This window comes from Dactylosporangium sucinum (assembly GCF_014647515.1).
Classification (GTDB): Bacteria; Actinomycetota; Actinomycetes; order Mycobacteriales; family Micromonosporaceae; genus Dactylosporangium; species Dactylosporangium sucinum.
On sequence record NZ_BMPI01000034.1, the window covers coordinates 39048 to 56719 of the forward strand.

Sequence of the window (17672 nt, forward strand, 5' to 3'; positions counted from 1 at the left end):
GCCGAGATCCCCAGCCACGGCCGCCACGATCGCCGACTGCAGCGAGTCCTGGTCCTCGCCGAGGTCGACCGCCGACACCCGCAGCAGCGTCTCGATCGCGCCACCGCCGGCGACCGTGGCGAGGGCCTGGGCGAGGATGTCCCGCCCATAGCAGTGGCCGTCCGCCACGAAGGCCCACAGCGCCGCGGTGAGCTCGGGCACCATCGCGGGATCGGGCCGCGCCGCCCAGCTCGCCGAGCAGCTCCACCGCCCGCTCACCCTCGTCGTCGACCACGTCGACGAGCTCCCGCAGGCTCACCACGCCCAGGATCGTAAACACTCGGCCACCACGTGCGACGCCCGCCGCTCCACTCCCGGCCCTCACGAGGACTTTTCGTATGACTGGGTACAAAACGTCTTCGCGATCATGGTGGACGCGGAACGGACCGGGCGACGCGAAACGGCCCGCCTCCCAGTGCGGTGGAAGGCGGGCCGTTCAGGTCCTTGCTGCCCGCAGGCTCAGCGCTGCCCGCAGGCCCGACGCACCCCGGGGCTAAGCGCGCCCCGGGGCTCAGTGCGCGGCCCGCAGCTCAGCGGCGGTCGGCGGACTCGTTCTCGGTGTCGTTCCGGGCCTCGGACAGGCCGGCCGAGATGCCCTCGCCCTCCTCGTCGTCCAGCTCCTCGTCGAGGTCGACGAACGCGTGCTCGTCCAGCCGGTCGACGACCCGCTCACCCTCGTTGAGGGAGAAGGGGCCGGCGCCGTCGCTGTCCTCGTACGACTCCGGGTCCAGCGGGGAGTCGACCTCGGCCACGACGACGACGCCGTCGAGGGACTCCAGCTCGGGGATGTCCAGCGCGCCGAGCGAGCCGTCGCCGGCCTGCATCAGCTCCAGGACCGCCTCGCCCACCGTCTCGACCGCGGCCGAGTCGCCGTCGCCGGGGTTGGCGCGGCGGGCGGCCTCGGCGAGGCGCAGCAGCGCGGCGACGCTGGGCACCCGGTAGTCGCGGCGCTGGCGGACGGAGATGACCCGCGGGTGGGGGTCCTCGGTCTCGGTGCCGTCGACCCCGCCGATCCCGACGCCGAACTGCCGGTCGGCCTCGTCGGGGTCGATCGCCTCCACGTCCCACGGGGTGACCTCGCCGAACGCGTCGAGGAGCAGCTCGTCGTAGCTGTTGGAGGCGTTGTTGAGCTCCACGTAGGCGCGCCACACCTCGTCGTCGTCGGCTCGCCCATCGGCGGCCTTGACCGCGGCAAGATGGTCGCGAGCCGCTGCGATCACGCGCTCGAGCGCCGCGTCAAGCTCCGCGTGCCGGTCGGTCATGATGGGACTCCCCCTGGATCGTCTGTGCTCCGGCTGGATGACTGTATTGATCAGGACTGCTGCAGGAACCGGTCGAGAACTCGCACGCCGAACTGTAGTCCCTCGACGGGAACGCGCTCGTCAATGCCATGGAACAACGCGCCGAAGTTCAGGTCGGCGGGCAGCCGCACCGGCGAGAACCCGAAGCAGCGGATCCCCAGCTTGTCGAACTGCTTGGCGTCCGTGCCGCCACTGAGCATGTAGGGCACCGGAAGGGCGCCCGGGTCCTCGGCCCGCAGCGCCGCCGACATGGCGTCGACCAGCGCGCCGTCGAAGGTGGTCTCCAGGCCGGGCTGACGGTGGATGTACTCCAGCTCGATGTCCGGCCCGACCAGGTCCCGCAGCTGCTGCTCGAAGATCTCGGACTGGCCCGGCAACGTGCGGCAGTCGATCGTCGCCGAGGCGCGCCCCGGGATGACGTTGTCCTTGTATCCCGCCGCGAGCCGGGTCGGGTTGGCCGTGTTGCGCAGCGTCGCGCCGATGATCATCGCGATCGGCCCGATCTTGCCGACGGCCGCCTCGGGGTCGTCGAGGTCGAGCTCGATGCCGAGGATCTGCGAGACCTGCTCCAGGAACGCCCGCACCGTCGGCGTCATCACCATCGGGAACCGGTGCCGCCCGACCCGCGCGACGGCCTCCGCGACCGCGGTCACCGCGTTGTCGTCGTTGATCATCGAGCCGTGGCCGGGCCGCCCCTTGGCGTGCAGGCGCAGCCAGTCGATGCCCTTCTGCGCCGTCTCGATGAGGTAGAGCCGCTGCTCGCTGCTCACGCTCACCGAGAACCCGCCGACCTCCCCGATCGCCTCGGTCACGCCCTCGAAGTAGTGCGGGAAGCGGTCGACCAGGAACTGTGCCCCATAGGTGCTGCCGGCCTCCTCGTCGGCCACGAACGCGAGCACGACGTCGCGCGGGGGCTTGCGCCCCTCACGCCGCATCTGCCGCACCAGAGCGAGCACCATGGCGTCGAAGTCCTTCATGTCGACGGCGCCCCGGCCCCAGAGATAGCCGTCCTTGATCTCGCCGCCGAACGGGTGGACCGACCACTCCGACGCGTCGGCGGGCACCACGTCGAGGTGGCCGTGGATCAGCAGCGCGTCACGCGACGGGTCCTCCCCCTCGAACCGGGCCACGACGCTCGCCCGCCCCGGCGCGCTCTCCTGGATCTCCGGCTGCAGGCCCACCTCGGCGAGCTTCTCCGCCACATACTCGGCGGCCACCCGCTCTCCCGCGCTCGTGTCCAGATCGCCGGTGTTGGTGGTGTCGATGCGCAGCAGATCGCGGCAGAGCTCGATGACCTCGTCGGTGGCGTTCATGGGGAAAGTCATACCAGGCGGCTGTGACAGTTTCCCGGCCCGGTCGGCGGCGGTTTCGAGAAACTCTCGTCCGGGTACCCCGCGGTCACCACACGTGATCGAGGAGGGTCGACGTGGCACCGCTACCCCCGCTGCCGCCCGTCGCCGACGACCTGGAGTTCGCCGGCCGCAGCATGCTCGACCTGCTCGACGAGGACCACCAGCTGATCGGGCAGCTGTGCACCCGGCTCGCCGCCGACCCGGCGTCGCGCGACCTGGAGGACGTCCTGGTGGCGACGCTGTCCCGGCACATCTCGGCCGAGGAGCAATATCTCTATCCGACGGTACTGGCGGTGCTGCCCGACAGTACCCCCTTCGTCACCGACGAGGTGGCCGCCGACGAGGCGCTGCTGACGCAGTTGCGCCGCCTGCACACGACCCCGGCGGAGGACGCCGTCCACGGCGAGGCGCTCCGCACGGTGACCGAGCACGCCCGCGAGCACGCCCGCCGTACCGCCTCGGTGTTCCCCCGCCTGCGCTCAGGCTGCACCGCCAACGACCTCGTCCGCCTCGGCAACCGGGTCGAGATCGCGCGCAGCGCCGCCCCCACCCGCCCGCACCCCGGCACGCCGGCCACCCCGCCCCTGAACAAGATCGTCGACCCGGCGGTGGCCGTGGTCGACAAGCTCCGAGACGCGCTGACGGGCCGCACCACCTGGGCCGAAGACCTTACAGAACGGAACGTTTATCGATCTCGCACGGGAGGTACCAGAACACCATGACACTGCTGCTGACCATCATCGCGATCCTGATCGGCATTGCTGGCGTGGTGGCGCTGCTTCGGCGCCAGATCCTCTGGGGGATCATCCTGATCGTCATCGCGCTGCTGGTCGGCCCGGGTGGCGTGAGCATCTTCAGTTAGGCGCGGACGGCCGGCGCCCCCTTCCGGCCACCCCGCCCGAGGAAGACGGGCCCCGGCGTACCCTCACACCGGGGCCCGCTCCGTGACACGCACCCCCGATTTCTCAAGATCGGAGGGGGACGTGTACTGTGTTGGAACGCAAGCCGGTCGAAGTGGCGGAATGGCAGACGCGCTAGCTTGAGGTGCTAGTGCCCGCAAGGGCGTGGGGGTTCAAGTCCCCCCTTCGACACCGATTCATAGCATCCATGCGTCATTTGACGCAGTCGGGTTCGAGTGCGCTCGAACACTCAGCCAAAGCATCAGTGCTGAATTCTGTCGGCTGGCGGTGCCGCCGATGACCAGAACTGTGCCCCCGGTCGTGCTGAGCTCCCCAGCGGACGCATCCAACGGTCAGGGATCGACGGGACGGCCGCTCCGCGGCCCGTTGCCGTTGCCGACGTTCACCGATCGACGGGTCCGCCATACGGTGTACGCGCTGTCCGCGATCGACCACAACGGCAGGCTTGCCGACCAGGCCGTCGTCCGAGCAATGAGCTGGGCACCTGGCACCCGTTACACCATCCAGGAGCACCGTGGCCTGCTGATCGTTGACGCCGACCGCCAGGGTGTATTCGCGGTTACCCGCCAGGGTCACCTGTACACACCTGCGGTGGTCCGGCGTCGATGCGCGGTGGCGACGGGCGACCGGCTCCTCATCGCCGCCGAGCCGGCTGAGGGCCGCCTGGTGATCCATCCACCAGCCGCCATCGACGCCATGATCGCCGAGTACCACGCCTGTGTGCTGGGCGGTGATCCAGCATGACCGCCGCCCGCGCGGACCTCGAAGCGGCCCGGCTGCTCCTTGACCGCCTCGGTGTATCTCCGGCCGACCTCCTCCAGGCCGATCACAACGACCGGCAGATCCCGACGTTCGCCGAGTACGTTCCAATCGTCGAAGCGGCCGTGAGCGACGGCAGCCGTCGCGCGTATAGGTCCTATTGGAGGCGACTGGTCGAGAAATGGGGCGACCGGCGCCTCGATGAGCCGAGCCCGTCCGACATCGAACGCCTCATTCAGGAGATTAAGGCTAACGTCGTCGCCCGGCGCAACGCCCGCGGCGGCCGCAGCGCGGCAGAGCTGTTCGTCGCCGCAATGCGCTGCCTCTACAAGCGGGCAGTAGCCGACGGACACATCACCGCCGCGGAGGACCCGGCCCAGAAGGTTGCGAAACCCCGCCGGCTGCCCAGCACCCGCCGGGCGGTCGCCGACGCCCGGTTGGCCGAGATCAACCAGATCGCGGCCACTACAGGCGACGACCCGGATCTGGACACCCTGCTGCTGCGCCTGCACACCGAGACGGCATGCCGCCGCGGCGGCGCGCTCGCGCTACTGCCGGCCGATCTCGACCCGGACCAGTGCCTGATCCTGCTGAGAGAGAAGGGTGAGACGGTCCGCTGGCAGCCCGTGTCCCCGACGCTGATGCGACACCTCCTGCGACACATTGAAGAACGCCCAGCCACACCGGCAACGGCCGTCCTGCGCTACCGCAACGGGCGGCCGATCTCCCGACGACGGTACGACCACCTCTGGCAACGCATCGGCGCTCACCTGCCGTGGGTGGCGATCCAGCAGATCAGCACCCACTGGCTGCGGCATACAACGCTGACCTGGGTGGAGCGCCGCTTCGGTCATGCTGTCGCGCAAGCCTACGCCGGCCACCTCGGCGGGGATGCAAGCGTCACCTCCACCTATGTCCGCGCAACGCTGCAGGAGGTAGCCGCGGCCCTCGCAGCGCTCACCGACGAACCGCACCCGCTCGCTTGACCGCACCCGCCAAGAGGCGTTGACGAGCCCGGCCCGGCGGCCAATTCGCCGGACCGGGCTTGTCAGCGTCTGCCCTACACCCCTTGCGATCCGCTCGTCGAATGGTCCATTCGCCGCCATGCAAAGCGGGAGTCGAGTACGTCGGCCAGGGCCATCCGGGCGGACGTTTCGTCGTCGTACTCGGTGTGCCGGTTGCGGCCGGACTCGACGCCGCCTTCCCGGAGCCAGACGTCCCAGCGTTGGCCGTCGGTGCGCAGCCAGACGTCAAGCCGGGATAGGCGGCCCCAGGCGCCGTTCCACCAGTGCTCCACCGTCCGCACATTGCCCACGCGTCGAGAGCGTAGTCGAACGCCCGTACGAATGGCGTGGGTTCGCGCAACTCAGTCGGTTGTCAGGCGGCGGCGATCAGGTCGGCGAGGTCAACGCCGACGGCCGCCAGCGTATGTTGCGCGGCGGCCATGTCGAGGCCGTCGATCACCGTGTTGCCGTGAATGATGCGGCACCACTCGGTGCCGTCGCGTCGCCAGATCTCGATTCGCCAGGCGCCGTCCGGGGTCGCCATCGAACCGGCGAGGTGCGGCTGTCCGGGCTCGCCGGGTCGCGCGCTGGTCGGGAGTTCGCGGTCGGGGCGGACACCGCGCCAGGACGGATGGCGCAGCAGGCCGTCGGGGGTGCGGTTGCGGTAGGCGACGTCGCCGATCACGACCGGCTCGACCCAGGTGGCGTCACGGCCGTACTGGCGTGGCACGTCTGGAATCGGTGGCGTCATGCGGTGCAGCGGAGCCAGCATCTGTTCGAGGTGGTACAGGTCGATCTGCCGGAAGCCGGTGCCGACTCCGCCGGCGAAGCGCAGCGTGGCTCCGGTGTCGAACGTGGCGATGAGCAGCGAGCCGATCGTCCCGGCGCGACGGCCCTGGCCGGGGCGGTAGCCGATGATCACCACTTCCGTGGTGTTGACGAACGGGTGCTTGACCCAGTCCGGGGACCGCCGGCCGGGCTGGTAGGTGGAGCCGAGACGCTTCGCCATGACGCCCTCGAGCCCGAACGCGTGTGCGGCAGCGATCGTGCGGTCGCGGTTTTCGAAGTACCGCGGTACATGGACCGCGTAGGTCCCGGCCTCGTTGGCGCCCTTCTGGACGAGGCCCGGCAGACCGAGCCCTTCGAGGAGCGAGCGGCGCCGCTCGTACGGAAGGTGGACGGTCGATTCGCCGTCGAGATACAGCAGGTCGAAGACGTAGTACCGCACCGACACAGCCGCCAGAAGCGCCGCACTGGGGCGCTCGACATGCATCCGGTCCTGCAACCGGGCGAACTCCGGCCGCCCACCGGCATCAAGGGCGACGAGCTCACCGTCGAGCACCACCACCCGCCCCTCCACCAACGTAGGCAGCGCGTCGAGTTCCGGATACGTGCGGGTGATGTCGCGGTCGTTTCGGGACCGGGCCTGCACCGAGGCACCGGCGACGGCGGTAATCGCCCGCACGCCGTCCCACTTGTACTCGTACCGCCACTGCGAGCCGCCTGGCACCTCTCCACTGGACGCCAGCATCGGCGGCACGGGAGCAGGCAGCCGCGGCACGGCGAGATCGGTCATCTAGATCAACCGACCGCAACATCGACTAACTTCGAGTCGGGAGCGATTCAACAGCGCGCTCACAACGACGTGGTCTACCCACAATCAGCGCTGCTCAACGACATGATCTGCCCTGGCCGCGACAAGTGCGCTGAGCGCGGCCTGCAGCTGCCCCACCTGTGCGAACGTCAGGTCATGAGGCTCCTCTTCGCCGCGGCGAGTCACGAAGGTGACGCCGATGAACGAGGTTCTTCCATTGCCACTCACGACCTCAAGGTTGATGCCACATCCTGCGCGGTCGTCGAATCGCACGGTGCAGGTCGGCGTCGTCTGCGCGCTTCGGCCGATTTCGGCGTTCTCAGCTATCATCATCGTCCTCCAACAGCGCAATAGACGGTTGATCCACCTTCGTTTCGCACGCCGCCCATCGCATCCTCCTCGCCAGGTTGATGGCCGGTGCCGGGACGAACGGGTCTTACTTCAAAGCTCCATGCTTCTGCCGTTCCTCCGGACTACCGGCACTCGCCCCGGGCCATGCGTTCAGCGAACCTCACGTTCGGGATGGCTCCCATTGCGCCAACTGCGCAAAACTGTTGCATCGACGTTGCGCCGGCGGCGCTGCGCTGCATGAATGGATTTATCACGAAGGTCTAACGGCGACGGGGGATGAACGATGGCCGGCAGGCGGCACCGGTTGACGGCGCGCCGGAAAGCTGTCGGGCTGAGTCAGGAACGGCTCGCCGAGATCGTCCGGGTGGATAGATCGACGGTGGTGCGGTGGGAGCGTGCTGACACGGCCCCTCAGCCGTGGCATCGACCGCGTCTCGCTGCCGCCTTGAAAGTCTCGATCGACGAGTTGGCTGAACTCATCGCCGACGTTGGCGAACCGCCGTCAGGCCTCGACGATCGGCTTGACTACGTGCTGCGGCATCCTGGCCGGGTCGATCTTGTAACTGTCGCCTACCTGCGGGAGCAGGTCCAGCAGTTCGACGAGCAGTACGAGGCGGTGCCCTCGACGCTGCTTTTGGCTTCGGTTGGCCAACTGCACGGGCAGATCACGTTCCTTCGCCGGCATGCAGGCGCCGGTTCGGTCCAGCGGGAGTTGGCCGAGGCGACCGCCGAGTCCGCCACGTTGATGGGCCAGCTGGTCTGGGACGCCTCTCAGCGGCGAGACCATGGTGCGGCTGGCGCCTACTTCGACCAAGCGGTTACAGCGGCCCAACAGGTACAGAACGCTGCCACGGCGGGCAACGCCTTGCTGCGGAAGAGCTATCTCGCGTTGTACGGAACCGGCAATCCGGCGGCCGGGCTCGCTCTGGCGCATCGGGCCGCCGTAGCGAGCGAGTCCGACAGTCAGGTCATCGCCGGCCTGGCGCAGCTCCACGTCGCCGAGGCCCACGCCATGCTCGGCAAAATCCGCGACTGCGAGAACGCACTCGGCCTCGCAGAGCACTATTTCGGCCGGATCGCGAATGACGATCCGGCCGCCGTCCTGTATTGCCCTAGCCAGCAGGGCCGTCTGGCCGGCTCGTGTTGGCTGTTCCTGGGTCGGCCCGAGCAGGCTGAGCCGATCCTGGAGTCGACCCGCCAGTACTTGAGCCAACAGCGCAAGTCCGCCGCCATCGTGTTGGCCAACCTGGCGCTCGCCAGCATCCGGCAGCGGCAGATCGATACCGCCGCGGCGCGACTCCACGAGGCCATCGACGTCATCGAGCGGACCCGCAGCGGTGGCGGCTTGAAGGTGGTGTTTGCCGCCATTCAGGAGCTGCGGCCTTGGCGGAGGGAGCCAGCCGTCGAGGACGTGAACGATAGGCTCGTCGCGCTGATGACCACCGCGTAGGAGCACCCAATGTCGGATCGAGCGATCGACAGGGAGAAGGACGCCGTCCGCCAACGTGTCTGGGACGCGCTGCGGGCTGAGGGCGCCGCACCGCCGGACGTCCACGGACACATCCCGAGCTTCTTCGGCGCCGACGAGGCCGCCTCCCGGCTCGTCGCGCTGGACGCATGGCGCGAGGCAGCTGTCGTCAAGGCGAACCCGGATACAGCGCAGCTTCCTGTCCGGATCGCAGCGCTGCACGACGGCAAGCTGCTGTACATGGCCGTGCCAAAGCTGGCTACCGTCGCGCCGTTCTACCTGCTCGATCCGACGCGGTTGACCGCGCCGGCGGACGTCATCGCCACCAGCAGTGGCGCCGCAGCTCGTGCCGAGCGAATCGGGTTGGCCCAGATGCAGCCGGTTGACCTCATCGTCTGCGGCAGCGTGGCCGTGAACCGGGCCGGGGTCCGGGTCGGTAAGGGCGCCGGCTACTCGGACATCGAGGTTGCCCTCCTGGCGCAGGCCGGACTCATCGGACCACAGACCACGATCATCACGACTGTCCACGAGCTGCAGGTGGTCGGTGAGGGACTGCCCGAGACGGAGCACGACTTCAGCGTCGACCTGATCGTGACGCCGCGAAGGACGATCGCGTGCGGGCCATCACGCCGCCCAGCGGGCATCATTCGGGAGCATCTGACCGACGCCAAGATCGCAGACATTCCGGTGTTGATGCAATACGCCACCCGCGAGCACTGAGCATCGAGTTGCCAAGCAGCTCGATCTCATCCACCGCCAGTGTGGTCTTCGCCGCCGTGTTGCTGGGCGTTGGTACGGGTCCGTCGGACGGTCACGCAGGACGACGAACCCGGCCGCCGCGTCATGCCGCCGTACCGCAGGACGCCCCACCTACAATGGCCGGGTGGCACCTGATGAGGAAGTAGACGGTGAACCGGCGCTCCCCGAGCACCGGCCGACCGGGTTCGATCGCCGTCGGCCACGCCATCGACTACGTCCCCACCAATCAGCTCCCATTTACGCTCGCCTATGTCATCGTCAGCCCAGTCCCAGCTGACCGGCTCGGAGAGCTGCTGCACCACGCCCTGAACACACTGGTCCAGCCCGGCGGACCGCTCCTCGTTAGCCATACGGGCCAGCAGCTGGCACCGACCGCGCCGACACCGCCGACGCCGTGCGCCAGCTGGGATTTCCGGTCGCGGGAGCGGCACGCGCCGAAACGAGCACGAAGGCAACGTCTACAGCACGGGTCGACCGACTGTCCGTATGAACCGGCCGTAAATGCCTGGAGGCGGCAGGGCGATCCACATAGCGTGTTGGTATGCCGTACGACGAGGTACCGTCGACACCTTCCTCGCCGCTGGGTTCGGCGAGGTTCGAGCGATGGTCTGCGTTGGCGGTGCTGGATGCTGCGAGTGTGTCGCCGGCTGCAGCTCATCGCCAGGCCCTGATCGCTCCGGTCGTCGGGCTGCTTCACCGCCGAGGTCTCGACGGTACAGTGACCGCCCTCGCCGGTGATCTCCAAGAGCTGCTGGCGGAGGGCGCCGAGATGGCTTCCCCGGCGATGGCGGCAGACAGTTTCGAGCCGCTGGATGTCCGTCTCGGGGTCCGCGGGAGATTCGGGCAGGAGTTGTTCCGGCTTGCGCCTGGAGGCTGGGAACGACCTTTGTCCATCGTCGAGGACGCGAAGTTGCTTGCTCGGGCGTTGGACTCGACGCTTGAGCAACGGCTCGGATTCGGGCTGGCGGATCTTACGGAGCTCGCGCTCCGTCACATGGATGAGAGCCTCGATCGGCTGTCGGCGTGCTGGCCGACGGCGGATGGCCGATCGGTGCCCGTATGGGAGCGCGATGCTGTCGTCACCGACGAGGAAGTGTCGGCTGCCGTGTCGAATCTTGACATCGCGTCGGCCGTGTCCCGTTGTCACGACCCAGACCGGGCGGGACGTGCGCTGCGGTGGGCCAGCTGCGCACCGGACGGTTTGGAAACGGCCGTTGACGGGCAGGCCGCGACATTCGGTCCTGTCATCGCCGTGAGGCATGGTGAACAGTTCCGAGCGCTCCCTACCGGGTTTCTGATCGACGGGCTGTACGCCGCGATGCACGCCCTCTGGGCGATCGCGGTTGAGGAGCCGGGCGGGCGGGAGCGCTGGTCGGAGGTTGCACGCGGACGGGTGCTGGCATTGATTTCCGGCCCAGGGGCGCTGCTGGCAGTCGGCGCGGACGCCGGTCGCGGTCCGATCGTCGCGCTACAGCAGATCCACGACGGATTGGTACTGGCGGTCGACGTTGTTGCTGCGGGCATCGATGGGCTGGCACTGGCGGATGCCGAGGATCGTCTTCGCGCGTTCGTTCCCGGAGCAACGGTCCGCACCCGAAGGGGTGAGATGACGCTGGACTTGGATGAGGAGGTCGTCAGGCTGGCCGTGGTTGCCGGGCCGGAGGAGTTGATGATCTTCCGTGGTGAGGAGAGTGTCCCAGTTCACGTGATGCTCGCCGAAGATCTGCGTTGGATCCTGGGTGGAGCTGACCGCCGGGATGATCTGGCCATCTTCCTGCTCGACTGCCAGACGCCGGTCTCCGAGCGGCAGTTCTCGTTCGGTCCGTTCGACCTTTGGGAGGTATGGCGCGGCAACGGCGGCGCGTTCCACCGTCTCGGCGCGCCGTTGGCGATGCTGCTGTTCGAGCCGCATCACGAGCGCGCCGAATGGCTCCATCACGCAAGGCTCGGCTGGCTGGATGAGGCCCTGGTACGCCTGGAACTTCCGGGCCTCACAGCGTGGCCGAACGTCGCCCCGGACCGCCGGGGACCCGCCGCCGCGACGCTCACCGACCGATTCCGCAACGAGGCCGTTGACGTCGCCGTCCTCGACGACGGCACAGTGATTGGCGTCAGGTACCGCGTCGACGTGAACGGTCATGTCCGGCCGGCGAATATCGCCCACGCGATCTTGTGGAAGCTTCGGCAGGTCGGCGGCGTCGCGTCCGTACTCGCCAGCGCGTCCGTACCAGGCCGCGTACGTATCCAACTGGCAGGACCGGTCGACCTCGGAGGCGACACCCTGCGAGTCGTCAGGAGCACCGACGACGACGGCTACGTCCTAGGCTTTTCCGAGGATTTCGGCGAGGAGCTGCTGTCCGACGCATCCTCCGCGGAACGCCATATCGCCGTGCTGCTCTCGGCTGGTCTTCCCGACCGGCTGGCACATGACTTCGTGACCGCATGGGCTGCTGCGCCACCAGGTATCGCGATCGATGCGTCATCTCCACCGCAGCGCGCTCGGATGCTCGGCTCGTTCCAACCGCCGCACGGCACATTCCAAGCCCGGGCCGAGCGGGCCACCGCCTCGCGGCTGTTGGGACTGGGCGTCCGGCCCGGAACTCGCCAGGGAACCGAGGCTCGAGACTTGGAGAGCCGGCAGATCTATCCGCTGTTGCTCGAGCTGTACCGCGAGGCGACCGCGCGGTTCGACGGGCCGACGCTCGTCCGCGCGATCTTGCACGACCTCGAACGGGTACACCTCGGTCGCTGGCGCGACGAGGGCCACCAGGGTCGGCTCGCCGCCCTTGCTACACCCGACATCGACATCACCACCGCAGTCACGGAGGCACGTGGCAAGGTCACGGCAGCCACGCGAGCGCTCACACTTGCCGCCGAGGAGGCCCTCCGCGGCCTGCCGCAGGGCGCGGATGTGCCGCGTCACCTTGACCTGCAGCAGATCTACGGCATTGCCTACCTGCTCTTCGAGTCGGGAATGCGAAGCGAGACGATCCACCAGCGGGTGTCCGGCGCCAAGTTGGAGATCACCGAAAGTTATGAGTTCGTAGTCCGGCCCGCTGACCTGGACTTCGACGTGGACGCATTCAACCGGGCGCTCACGATGGCCAATCCTCCGCAGCGACTAATCGCACCCGAGCCGGACGAGGCCCCCGACGAAACTCTTGCCACTGCCGTCGAACGTGTTCCGCCAGAGATCACAGGCGTCGACTCGGCGATGCGGGCATCGCTCGGCTTCGGCGTTTACGCCTTACTGTGCGTGCTCGACACGGTAGCCAACTGGGCCGTTGACGACGACGAGCCGGTGGTGTCCGTTCCGGCGGCCGAACTCGTGGCCCAGGCAGCGGAACTTACTGACGGCGACCTGCACGAGTTGACGGCTGCGGTGGGGTGGCTCACGTTACGACCGGCGGCACTGCAAGGAGAAATGCTCGAACACTGGGAACTCGACCGCCGGGCAGTACGGCTCGCAAGTCGGCCCTTGGTCAGCGTGGGAGCCGAAGGCGTGTTCATCTGTCCCTGGGCGGCATCGATGAGCCGACGGATCTTTCTCGGGCACCTCTCCGACGGCCGACTGCCGTGGCCACAGTCGGCGCTGCCAGACCCCGTCAACAAGCAGCTACAGGCGTTCCGCCACAGCCGGAACATCGCATTGGAACGGGAGATCATCACGACCCTATCGCAGCGGACCCACTTGAAAGCCCTCGGCAACATCAAGAAGGCGAAAGTACTGGGGCTGACCACCCTGCCCAGGGAGATCGACGGCATTTGCATCGACATGGTCCAAGGACGAATCTGGGTGCTCGAGGCCAAGGACCGGACTGTCGCATTCTCCCCGCACCAACTGCGCACAGCCATCGACGAGTTCCACGAACCGGGCGGCTACATCGACAGGCTGCTCGCCAACGTGGACCTGATCCGGGCCTCAGCATCGACCGTCGCGACGACAATGCGCGTCGAGAACCCCGGTAGAGCCTGGCACGTGCAAGGACTCATGGTCACCCGAAGAATCGAGCCGGCAGCGTATGCCGGGGGCAACCGGGTTCTCTTCTGCACCGCCGACACCGTTGCCGAGACCGTCGACACCGACGTCATTCCCGCCCGCCCGTACCAATCCCTCGTGCCGACCTACGCCAGACCAAGCGACGAAGCCACGCTTGGCGTCGACCTCGTTGAGTGATTACGGCCGGGACAGCAACCGAGTCTCACATCGGCAAAGCAACTTTGCAGGGGCCCCTCGTCGCATCGACGTGGGCGAAGCGCGTTGGCCGCGCCTAGCGATGCTACGGCCGGCTGGCTATCCGCGCTCACCAAAGAGTCAGCGGATTGGCCGGCGCAGACCGCGCCTGATCGCGAAGGTCAACGGCTTCCCCACCCATACCGGCCCGCCCCTCGACCCTGACGGTCGGCGATTCAGTTGCGGCGTCCCGTTCAGGCGAGGCGTCCTCACATGGCTCGTCCACCTGGGACTCGACTCTCCACGAACGATGTGAGCGACGGCACTTCGAGGAGGTGGCTGTGCTTAAGCTGGCTGCCACCAGGACATTGGGCCGTACCGGACGCGACCAGCTCGCTCGTCTGCAGTACGCGGTTCGTATCGCTGATCGATAGACCGGCAGAGAGGACATCGCCGTGCCAAGTGACGCCGAGGCGCTGGCCGCGTTCGGGTACGAACTTGGTTTGCTGAAGCGCATCCGACGCTCCGGCTGGTGGCACGCGGGCGTGCGGGACCCGGAGTCAGTCGCCGAGCACACGATGCGGACCGCCCAGCTCGCCGCAATCATCGCGGCCGAGGAAGGCGGCGATCCCGCCCGTGCCGCGTTTCTGGCCCTGTGGCACGACACCCAGGAGACCCGTACCGGCGACCTGCCGCACACGGCCAGCGCGTACCTGAGGAAACCTGACCCGCGTCGCATCACGGCTGATCAGACCGACCGTCTACCCCAGCGCACCCGCGATGCGATCCGCGGTGCTGTCGACGAGTACGAGTCACGGCAGACGCTCGAAGCCGTATGCGCCAAGGACGCGGACAAGCTTGAAATGCTGCTGCAAGCCGTCGAGTACCGCGACCTCGGCGTCCATCGGGTCGACGGCTGGATCGACTCGGCGCGCAACGACCTCAAGACCGCAACCGCGAGACGAGTCGCCGAGGCGGCCGTCACGCTGTCTCCGCTGGCTTGGCGCGACCGGTAGGAACTGGATGGCCCGGCGAGCGAAGTGTCAGCGGCTCCGCAGGAACTCGCCGATGAGGTCGTTGATAGCTGCATAAGTATCCGGCGAGAGGTCTTCGGGGACCTCGACCTCACGGGTACGGACGAGGCCGTCCAGCAGCGCTCGAAGCTCTGCCGAGCGGCCGTCCGCGCGAGCGACGCGCATGGCGTCGATCCAGGGGTGATCGTCGAGACGGGCCGGGTCGGCGAGCCAGGCTCGCTCGACGGCCCAGCGCGCGCCGGCTCCGTCACCGGCGTCGAGGCACAGGTCGACCAGTCGGTGTGCGGTGTCAACGACGGCGGAGGCGAGGTTGTGGGGCTGGATGTCGCTGCCGGGCAGCCAGGTGTACGGGTTGCGGTAGCCGGACGAGTAGGGCAGGTCGGCGCCGGCGAGTGGTTCGCCGCGGACGAGCTCGAGAGCGCGGCGGAGGTCTTCGGCGCCGTCTGCTCCCCTGGCTTCGCCGCGGGCGCGGAGGCGGCGGAAGAGTTGCCAGTCGAGCAGGGCGCCGGGCGCGAGCCGGTAGAGGCGGTCGGAGCCGGCGTTGGGCGGCAGCCACTGCGTTCCGTCGGCAGCCTCGCCGAGCCAGCGGCGGGCCTTGCTGATCGCGACGCGTCGGCTGCGGGCGTTGACCCGCCGGTCGGGCCACAGGGCGTCGTCGATCTGCTCGCCGGTGGCCCCGACGCGCCCGCGCTGGGCCAGGTACACCACGAGTTCGGAGTAGAACCGGATGCGTTCCTCGGGCGGTTCGCCGGGTGCCTCCACGACGGCCGGGCCGAGGACGGCGATGCGCGGCCGGCTTCGATCCGGCCGGTACCAGGCCTCGATGTCGGCGTCGAGTTCTGCATCGTTCGGTGCGTCGGAACGCGCGGCAGGTCGGCGTTTGGCGGTGACCGTTGCGAGCGTGCTGACGATGACCGGCCGCGTCGACGTGAGTGCGACGGTGCGCGCCGTCGGGGGCTGTTCAGGTGGCACAGCCTGAGGCCTTTCTTGCTCGCGGGCGAGGGGAACGTCGCCGGCGTTGGTGAGATGGCCGTGCGCGTCCGTCCCCTCGGCCCAGGGCTCCTGGTCGGTTGCGGCTGGTACGTCCTGGTCGACCCGCGCGGTGGCGCGAGCGGTGCGCATGACCGAGGCCAGGTGGGAGAGCTGGTCGCGGGGCAGGCGGCTGGCGGTCGCGTTGGTGATGCTCAGCCAGTCGACGGCGAGGCTGCCGTCAGCCGTGACGTCGATGCGCCATCTCGTGGCGGCCGAGGTGACGACGGTCGCCGCGACCGCACACCGCCCTGCCCGCTCCAGCTGGAGTTCCAGCTCATGTACCTCGTTGTCGGCGCCTTCGGGGTCAGCGATGAGTAGCACGTGCGGCATCCAGGCGTCCGCGGCGATGTCGCCGATGCGGCCGGCAAAGGCCGAGGGGATGTCGGCGTCGCTCATGGCGGCGGCGTTGGCGGCCGCTCGGCGCCCGGCTCGGTGGATGGCCTCGCTGACGGACGCAGTCGTCGTGACCCGGCCATCGCCGAGCTCCACGAGGCTTTCGGCGTCGTCGGATTGGAACCCGGCGAGCACGACCTCGACGTCGTCGCTCCATTGGTTGGTAGCCAGTTCGGCCGAGACGTAGCGCAGCAGGTCGGCGGCTCCAGCGGGGTCACCGCCGATACTGAGCAGGCCTGCTCGTTCGAGGTCGATGAGCAGGTGATCACCACCGGGCCGGGAAGCGACAGTCACGAGGGCCGGTAACGGAGCGAGCACATCATCGACGTTGGGGACCTCGGCGGTCGCCGGCAGCGTCCAGGTCATCGCGGCTTCGGTGGTTTCGAAGGGTGGCGGGGCGGCTGGGTCGGCCTCGGCGAGCATGAGGTGAACGTCGCCTCCGGACAGCCACACGGCGGCGGGGTCGGGCGTCTTGGTTTGCCCTCGTTGGCGGAGTCCGACGGCGAGCGTCCGTAGCGCGTGGTCGAGTCGGTTGACGTCGACAGGTTGAGCGGCGGAGCGAACTCGCCGTTCGACGGCCGGCTCAGACGGCTGCGGTATGCGGCGGCCGGGTCGGCGATGCTGGCGTTGGCGCTGACGACGCCGGGTGATGCGGAACATCACAAGCGCCGCGAGCAGGCCGGCGGTCGCGAATGCCGCGGTGACGGGCAAGGATGCGTCCAAGCCGCTGTCGTCATTCGGCTCGTGAAGGGACTCGGCCGACTGGGACGGCGCCGGCTCACTCGGTACCGGCGACGGAGCAGGCGGCGGTTCGCTGGGCACTGCTGGTGGTGGTGGTTGGGCGACCGCGGCGAGGGATCCGCTGGCGTGGGCCCGGGCGCCACGGTCGTGGGCGTCGGGTGGCAGTTGGACGCGCTGGCGTGCCTCGATGTGGTCGGGGAATCGCGGGTCCGCACGTTCGAGGTCGGGGTTGAGCGCGGCGATCTCCGGGTAGCGATCGCCGTCGCCGAGGAACCGGTCGGCGACGTGGTACAGCCAGTCACCGCGCTCGACGACGTACGTCGGCGGGGTCGCACCGACCGCGACCGCAGGCGCGGCGACGGCAGGCGCTACGGAGATGGGTTGTGCGTCGGCGCTCGCGACCGCGGGTGTGACACCGATCGCGAGAGCAGCTGCGACAAGCGCAGCCGCACGGCGTTGCTGCCAGCTGAGGCCAGCGATGTGGGGCGCACGTCGACGCAGCGCGAAGGACACCAACTCGATCAGCAGCGGTACGGCGAAAGACGCCCAACCGAACCACCCGGCCCACGTCAGTGCCGCGAGGAACAGGGTGCCGTCGTCGTGTGCGGTGAGCCGCTCGGCGACCTGCGACCAGGAGGGGACACGGTCCGGCAGCGGGTTGCCGGCCAAGGCATAGAGCGCATACGGGATGCCGCCGAGGGTGAGCAAGATGCTGGCCTGCGCCGTAAGGCGCCTCGTGTGTGTGCCCATG

General features: G+C 68.6%; 14 protein-coding genes and 1 tRNA gene. 9 read left to right on the forward strand and 6 right to left on the reverse strand.

The annotated features are described in order from the left end of the window. Window positions 1-569: 569 nt before the first annotated feature. Both IEZ31_RS30540 and IEZ31_RS30545 read right to left on the reverse strand, forming a co-directional pair. Window positions 570-1301 carry a hypothetical protein gene (locus IEZ31_RS30540; protein ID WP_190253479.1) on the reverse strand — a complete coding sequence of 244 codons (732 nt, stop codon included), beginning with the start codon at window positions 1299-1301 and terminating at the stop codon, window positions 570-572. A gap of 50 nt (window positions 1302-1351) precedes the next feature. Beyond that, on the reverse strand, window positions 1352-2653 hold the full coding sequence (locus IEZ31_RS30545; protein ID WP_229835996.1) for a M20/M25/M40 family metallo-hydrolase: 1302 nt from the start codon (window positions 2651-2653) through the stop codon (window positions 1352-1354). 113 nt (window positions 2654-2766) lie between these two features. Here IEZ31_RS30545 and IEZ31_RS30550 point away from each other — a divergent pair, with 113 nt between their 5' ends. From IEZ31_RS30550 to IEZ31_RS30570, 5 genes are all read left to right on the forward strand, one after another. Beyond that, complete coding sequence (locus IEZ31_RS30550; RefSeq protein WP_190253481.1) at window positions 2767-3414, forward strand: hemerythrin domain-containing protein; 648 nt, start codon at window positions 2767-2769, stop codon at window positions 3412-3414. Then, window positions 3411-3554, forward strand: a complete 144-nt coding sequence (locus tag IEZ31_RS30555) for a GPGG-motif small membrane protein (RefSeq protein ID WP_190253482.1) — start codon at window positions 3411-3413, stop codon at window positions 3552-3554. Before IEZ31_RS30550 ends, IEZ31_RS30555 begins: the two co-directional genes overlap by 4 nt. Window positions 3555-3700: 146 nt before the next feature. Continuing rightward, a tRNA-Leu gene (locus IEZ31_RS30560) sits at window positions 3701-3783 on the forward strand. Between the two features lie 201 nt (window positions 3784-3984). Then, window positions 3985-4356: an AbrB/MazE/SpoVT family DNA-binding domain-containing protein gene (locus IEZ31_RS30565; protein ID WP_229835997.1), complete on the forward strand. Its 372-nt coding sequence runs from the start codon at window positions 3985-3987 to the stop codon at window positions 4354-4356. Next, complete coding sequence (locus tag IEZ31_RS30570; RefSeq protein ID WP_190253483.1) at window positions 4353-5357, forward strand: tyrosine-type recombinase/integrase; 1005 nt, start codon at window positions 4353-4355, stop codon at window positions 5355-5357. The genes IEZ31_RS30565 and IEZ31_RS30570 overlap by 4 nt, the downstream gene beginning before the upstream one ends. 74 nt (window positions 5358-5431) lie before the next feature. Here IEZ31_RS30570 and IEZ31_RS30575 read toward each other — a convergent pair whose 3' ends face one another. From IEZ31_RS30575 to IEZ31_RS30585, 3 genes are all read right to left on the reverse strand, one after another. Further along, window positions 5432-5686, reverse strand: coding sequence for a hypothetical protein (locus IEZ31_RS30575; RefSeq protein ID WP_190253484.1), 255 nt, complete (start codon window positions 5684-5686; stop codon window positions 5432-5434). A 62-nt stretch (window positions 5687-5748) separates the two neighbouring features. Next, window positions 5749-6951: a non-homologous end-joining DNA ligase gene (gene ligD, locus IEZ31_RS30580; protein WP_229835998.1), complete on the reverse strand. Its 1203-nt coding sequence runs from the start codon at window positions 6949-6951 to the stop codon at window positions 5749-5751. 84 nt (window positions 6952-7035) lie between these two features. Then, entirely contained in the window at window positions 7036-7302 is a 267-nt protein-coding gene (locus IEZ31_RS30585) for a hypothetical protein (protein WP_190253485.1), read from the reverse strand. A 301-nt stretch (window positions 7303-7603) separates the two neighbouring features. Here IEZ31_RS30585 and IEZ31_RS30590 point away from each other — a divergent pair, with 301 nt between their 5' ends. From IEZ31_RS30590 to IEZ31_RS30605, 4 genes are all read left to right on the forward strand, one after another. Then, window positions 7604-8770 (forward strand): helix-turn-helix transcriptional regulator, encoded by a 1167-nt coding sequence (locus tag IEZ31_RS30590; protein WP_190253486.1) that lies wholly within the window; start codon window positions 7604-7606, stop codon window positions 8768-8770. Window positions 8771-8779: 9 nt separating this feature from the next. Beyond that, window positions 8780-9508 (forward strand): 5-formyltetrahydrofolate cyclo-ligase, encoded by a 729-nt coding sequence (locus IEZ31_RS30595; RefSeq protein ID WP_190253487.1) that lies wholly within the window; start codon window positions 8780-8782, stop codon window positions 9506-9508. A gap of 580 nt (window positions 9509-10088) precedes the next feature. Beyond that, a complete protein-coding gene (locus IEZ31_RS30600; RefSeq protein WP_190253488.1) occupies window positions 10089-13724 on the forward strand; it encodes a hypothetical protein in 3636 nt (1211 codons plus the stop codon). A 452-nt stretch (window positions 13725-14176) separates the two neighbouring features. Next, a complete protein-coding gene (locus IEZ31_RS30605) occupies window positions 14177-14737 on the forward strand; it encodes an HD domain-containing protein (protein WP_190253489.1) in 561 nt (186 codons plus the stop codon). A gap of 27 nt (window positions 14738-14764) precedes the next feature. On the opposite strand, the gene IEZ31_RS30610 is transcribed toward IEZ31_RS30605, so the two are convergent. Continuing rightward, a complete protein-coding gene (locus tag IEZ31_RS30610) occupies window positions 14765-17671 on the reverse strand; it encodes a peptidoglycan-binding protein (protein ID WP_190253490.1) in 2907 nt (968 codons plus the stop codon). Window position 17672 lies beyond the last annotated feature (1 nt).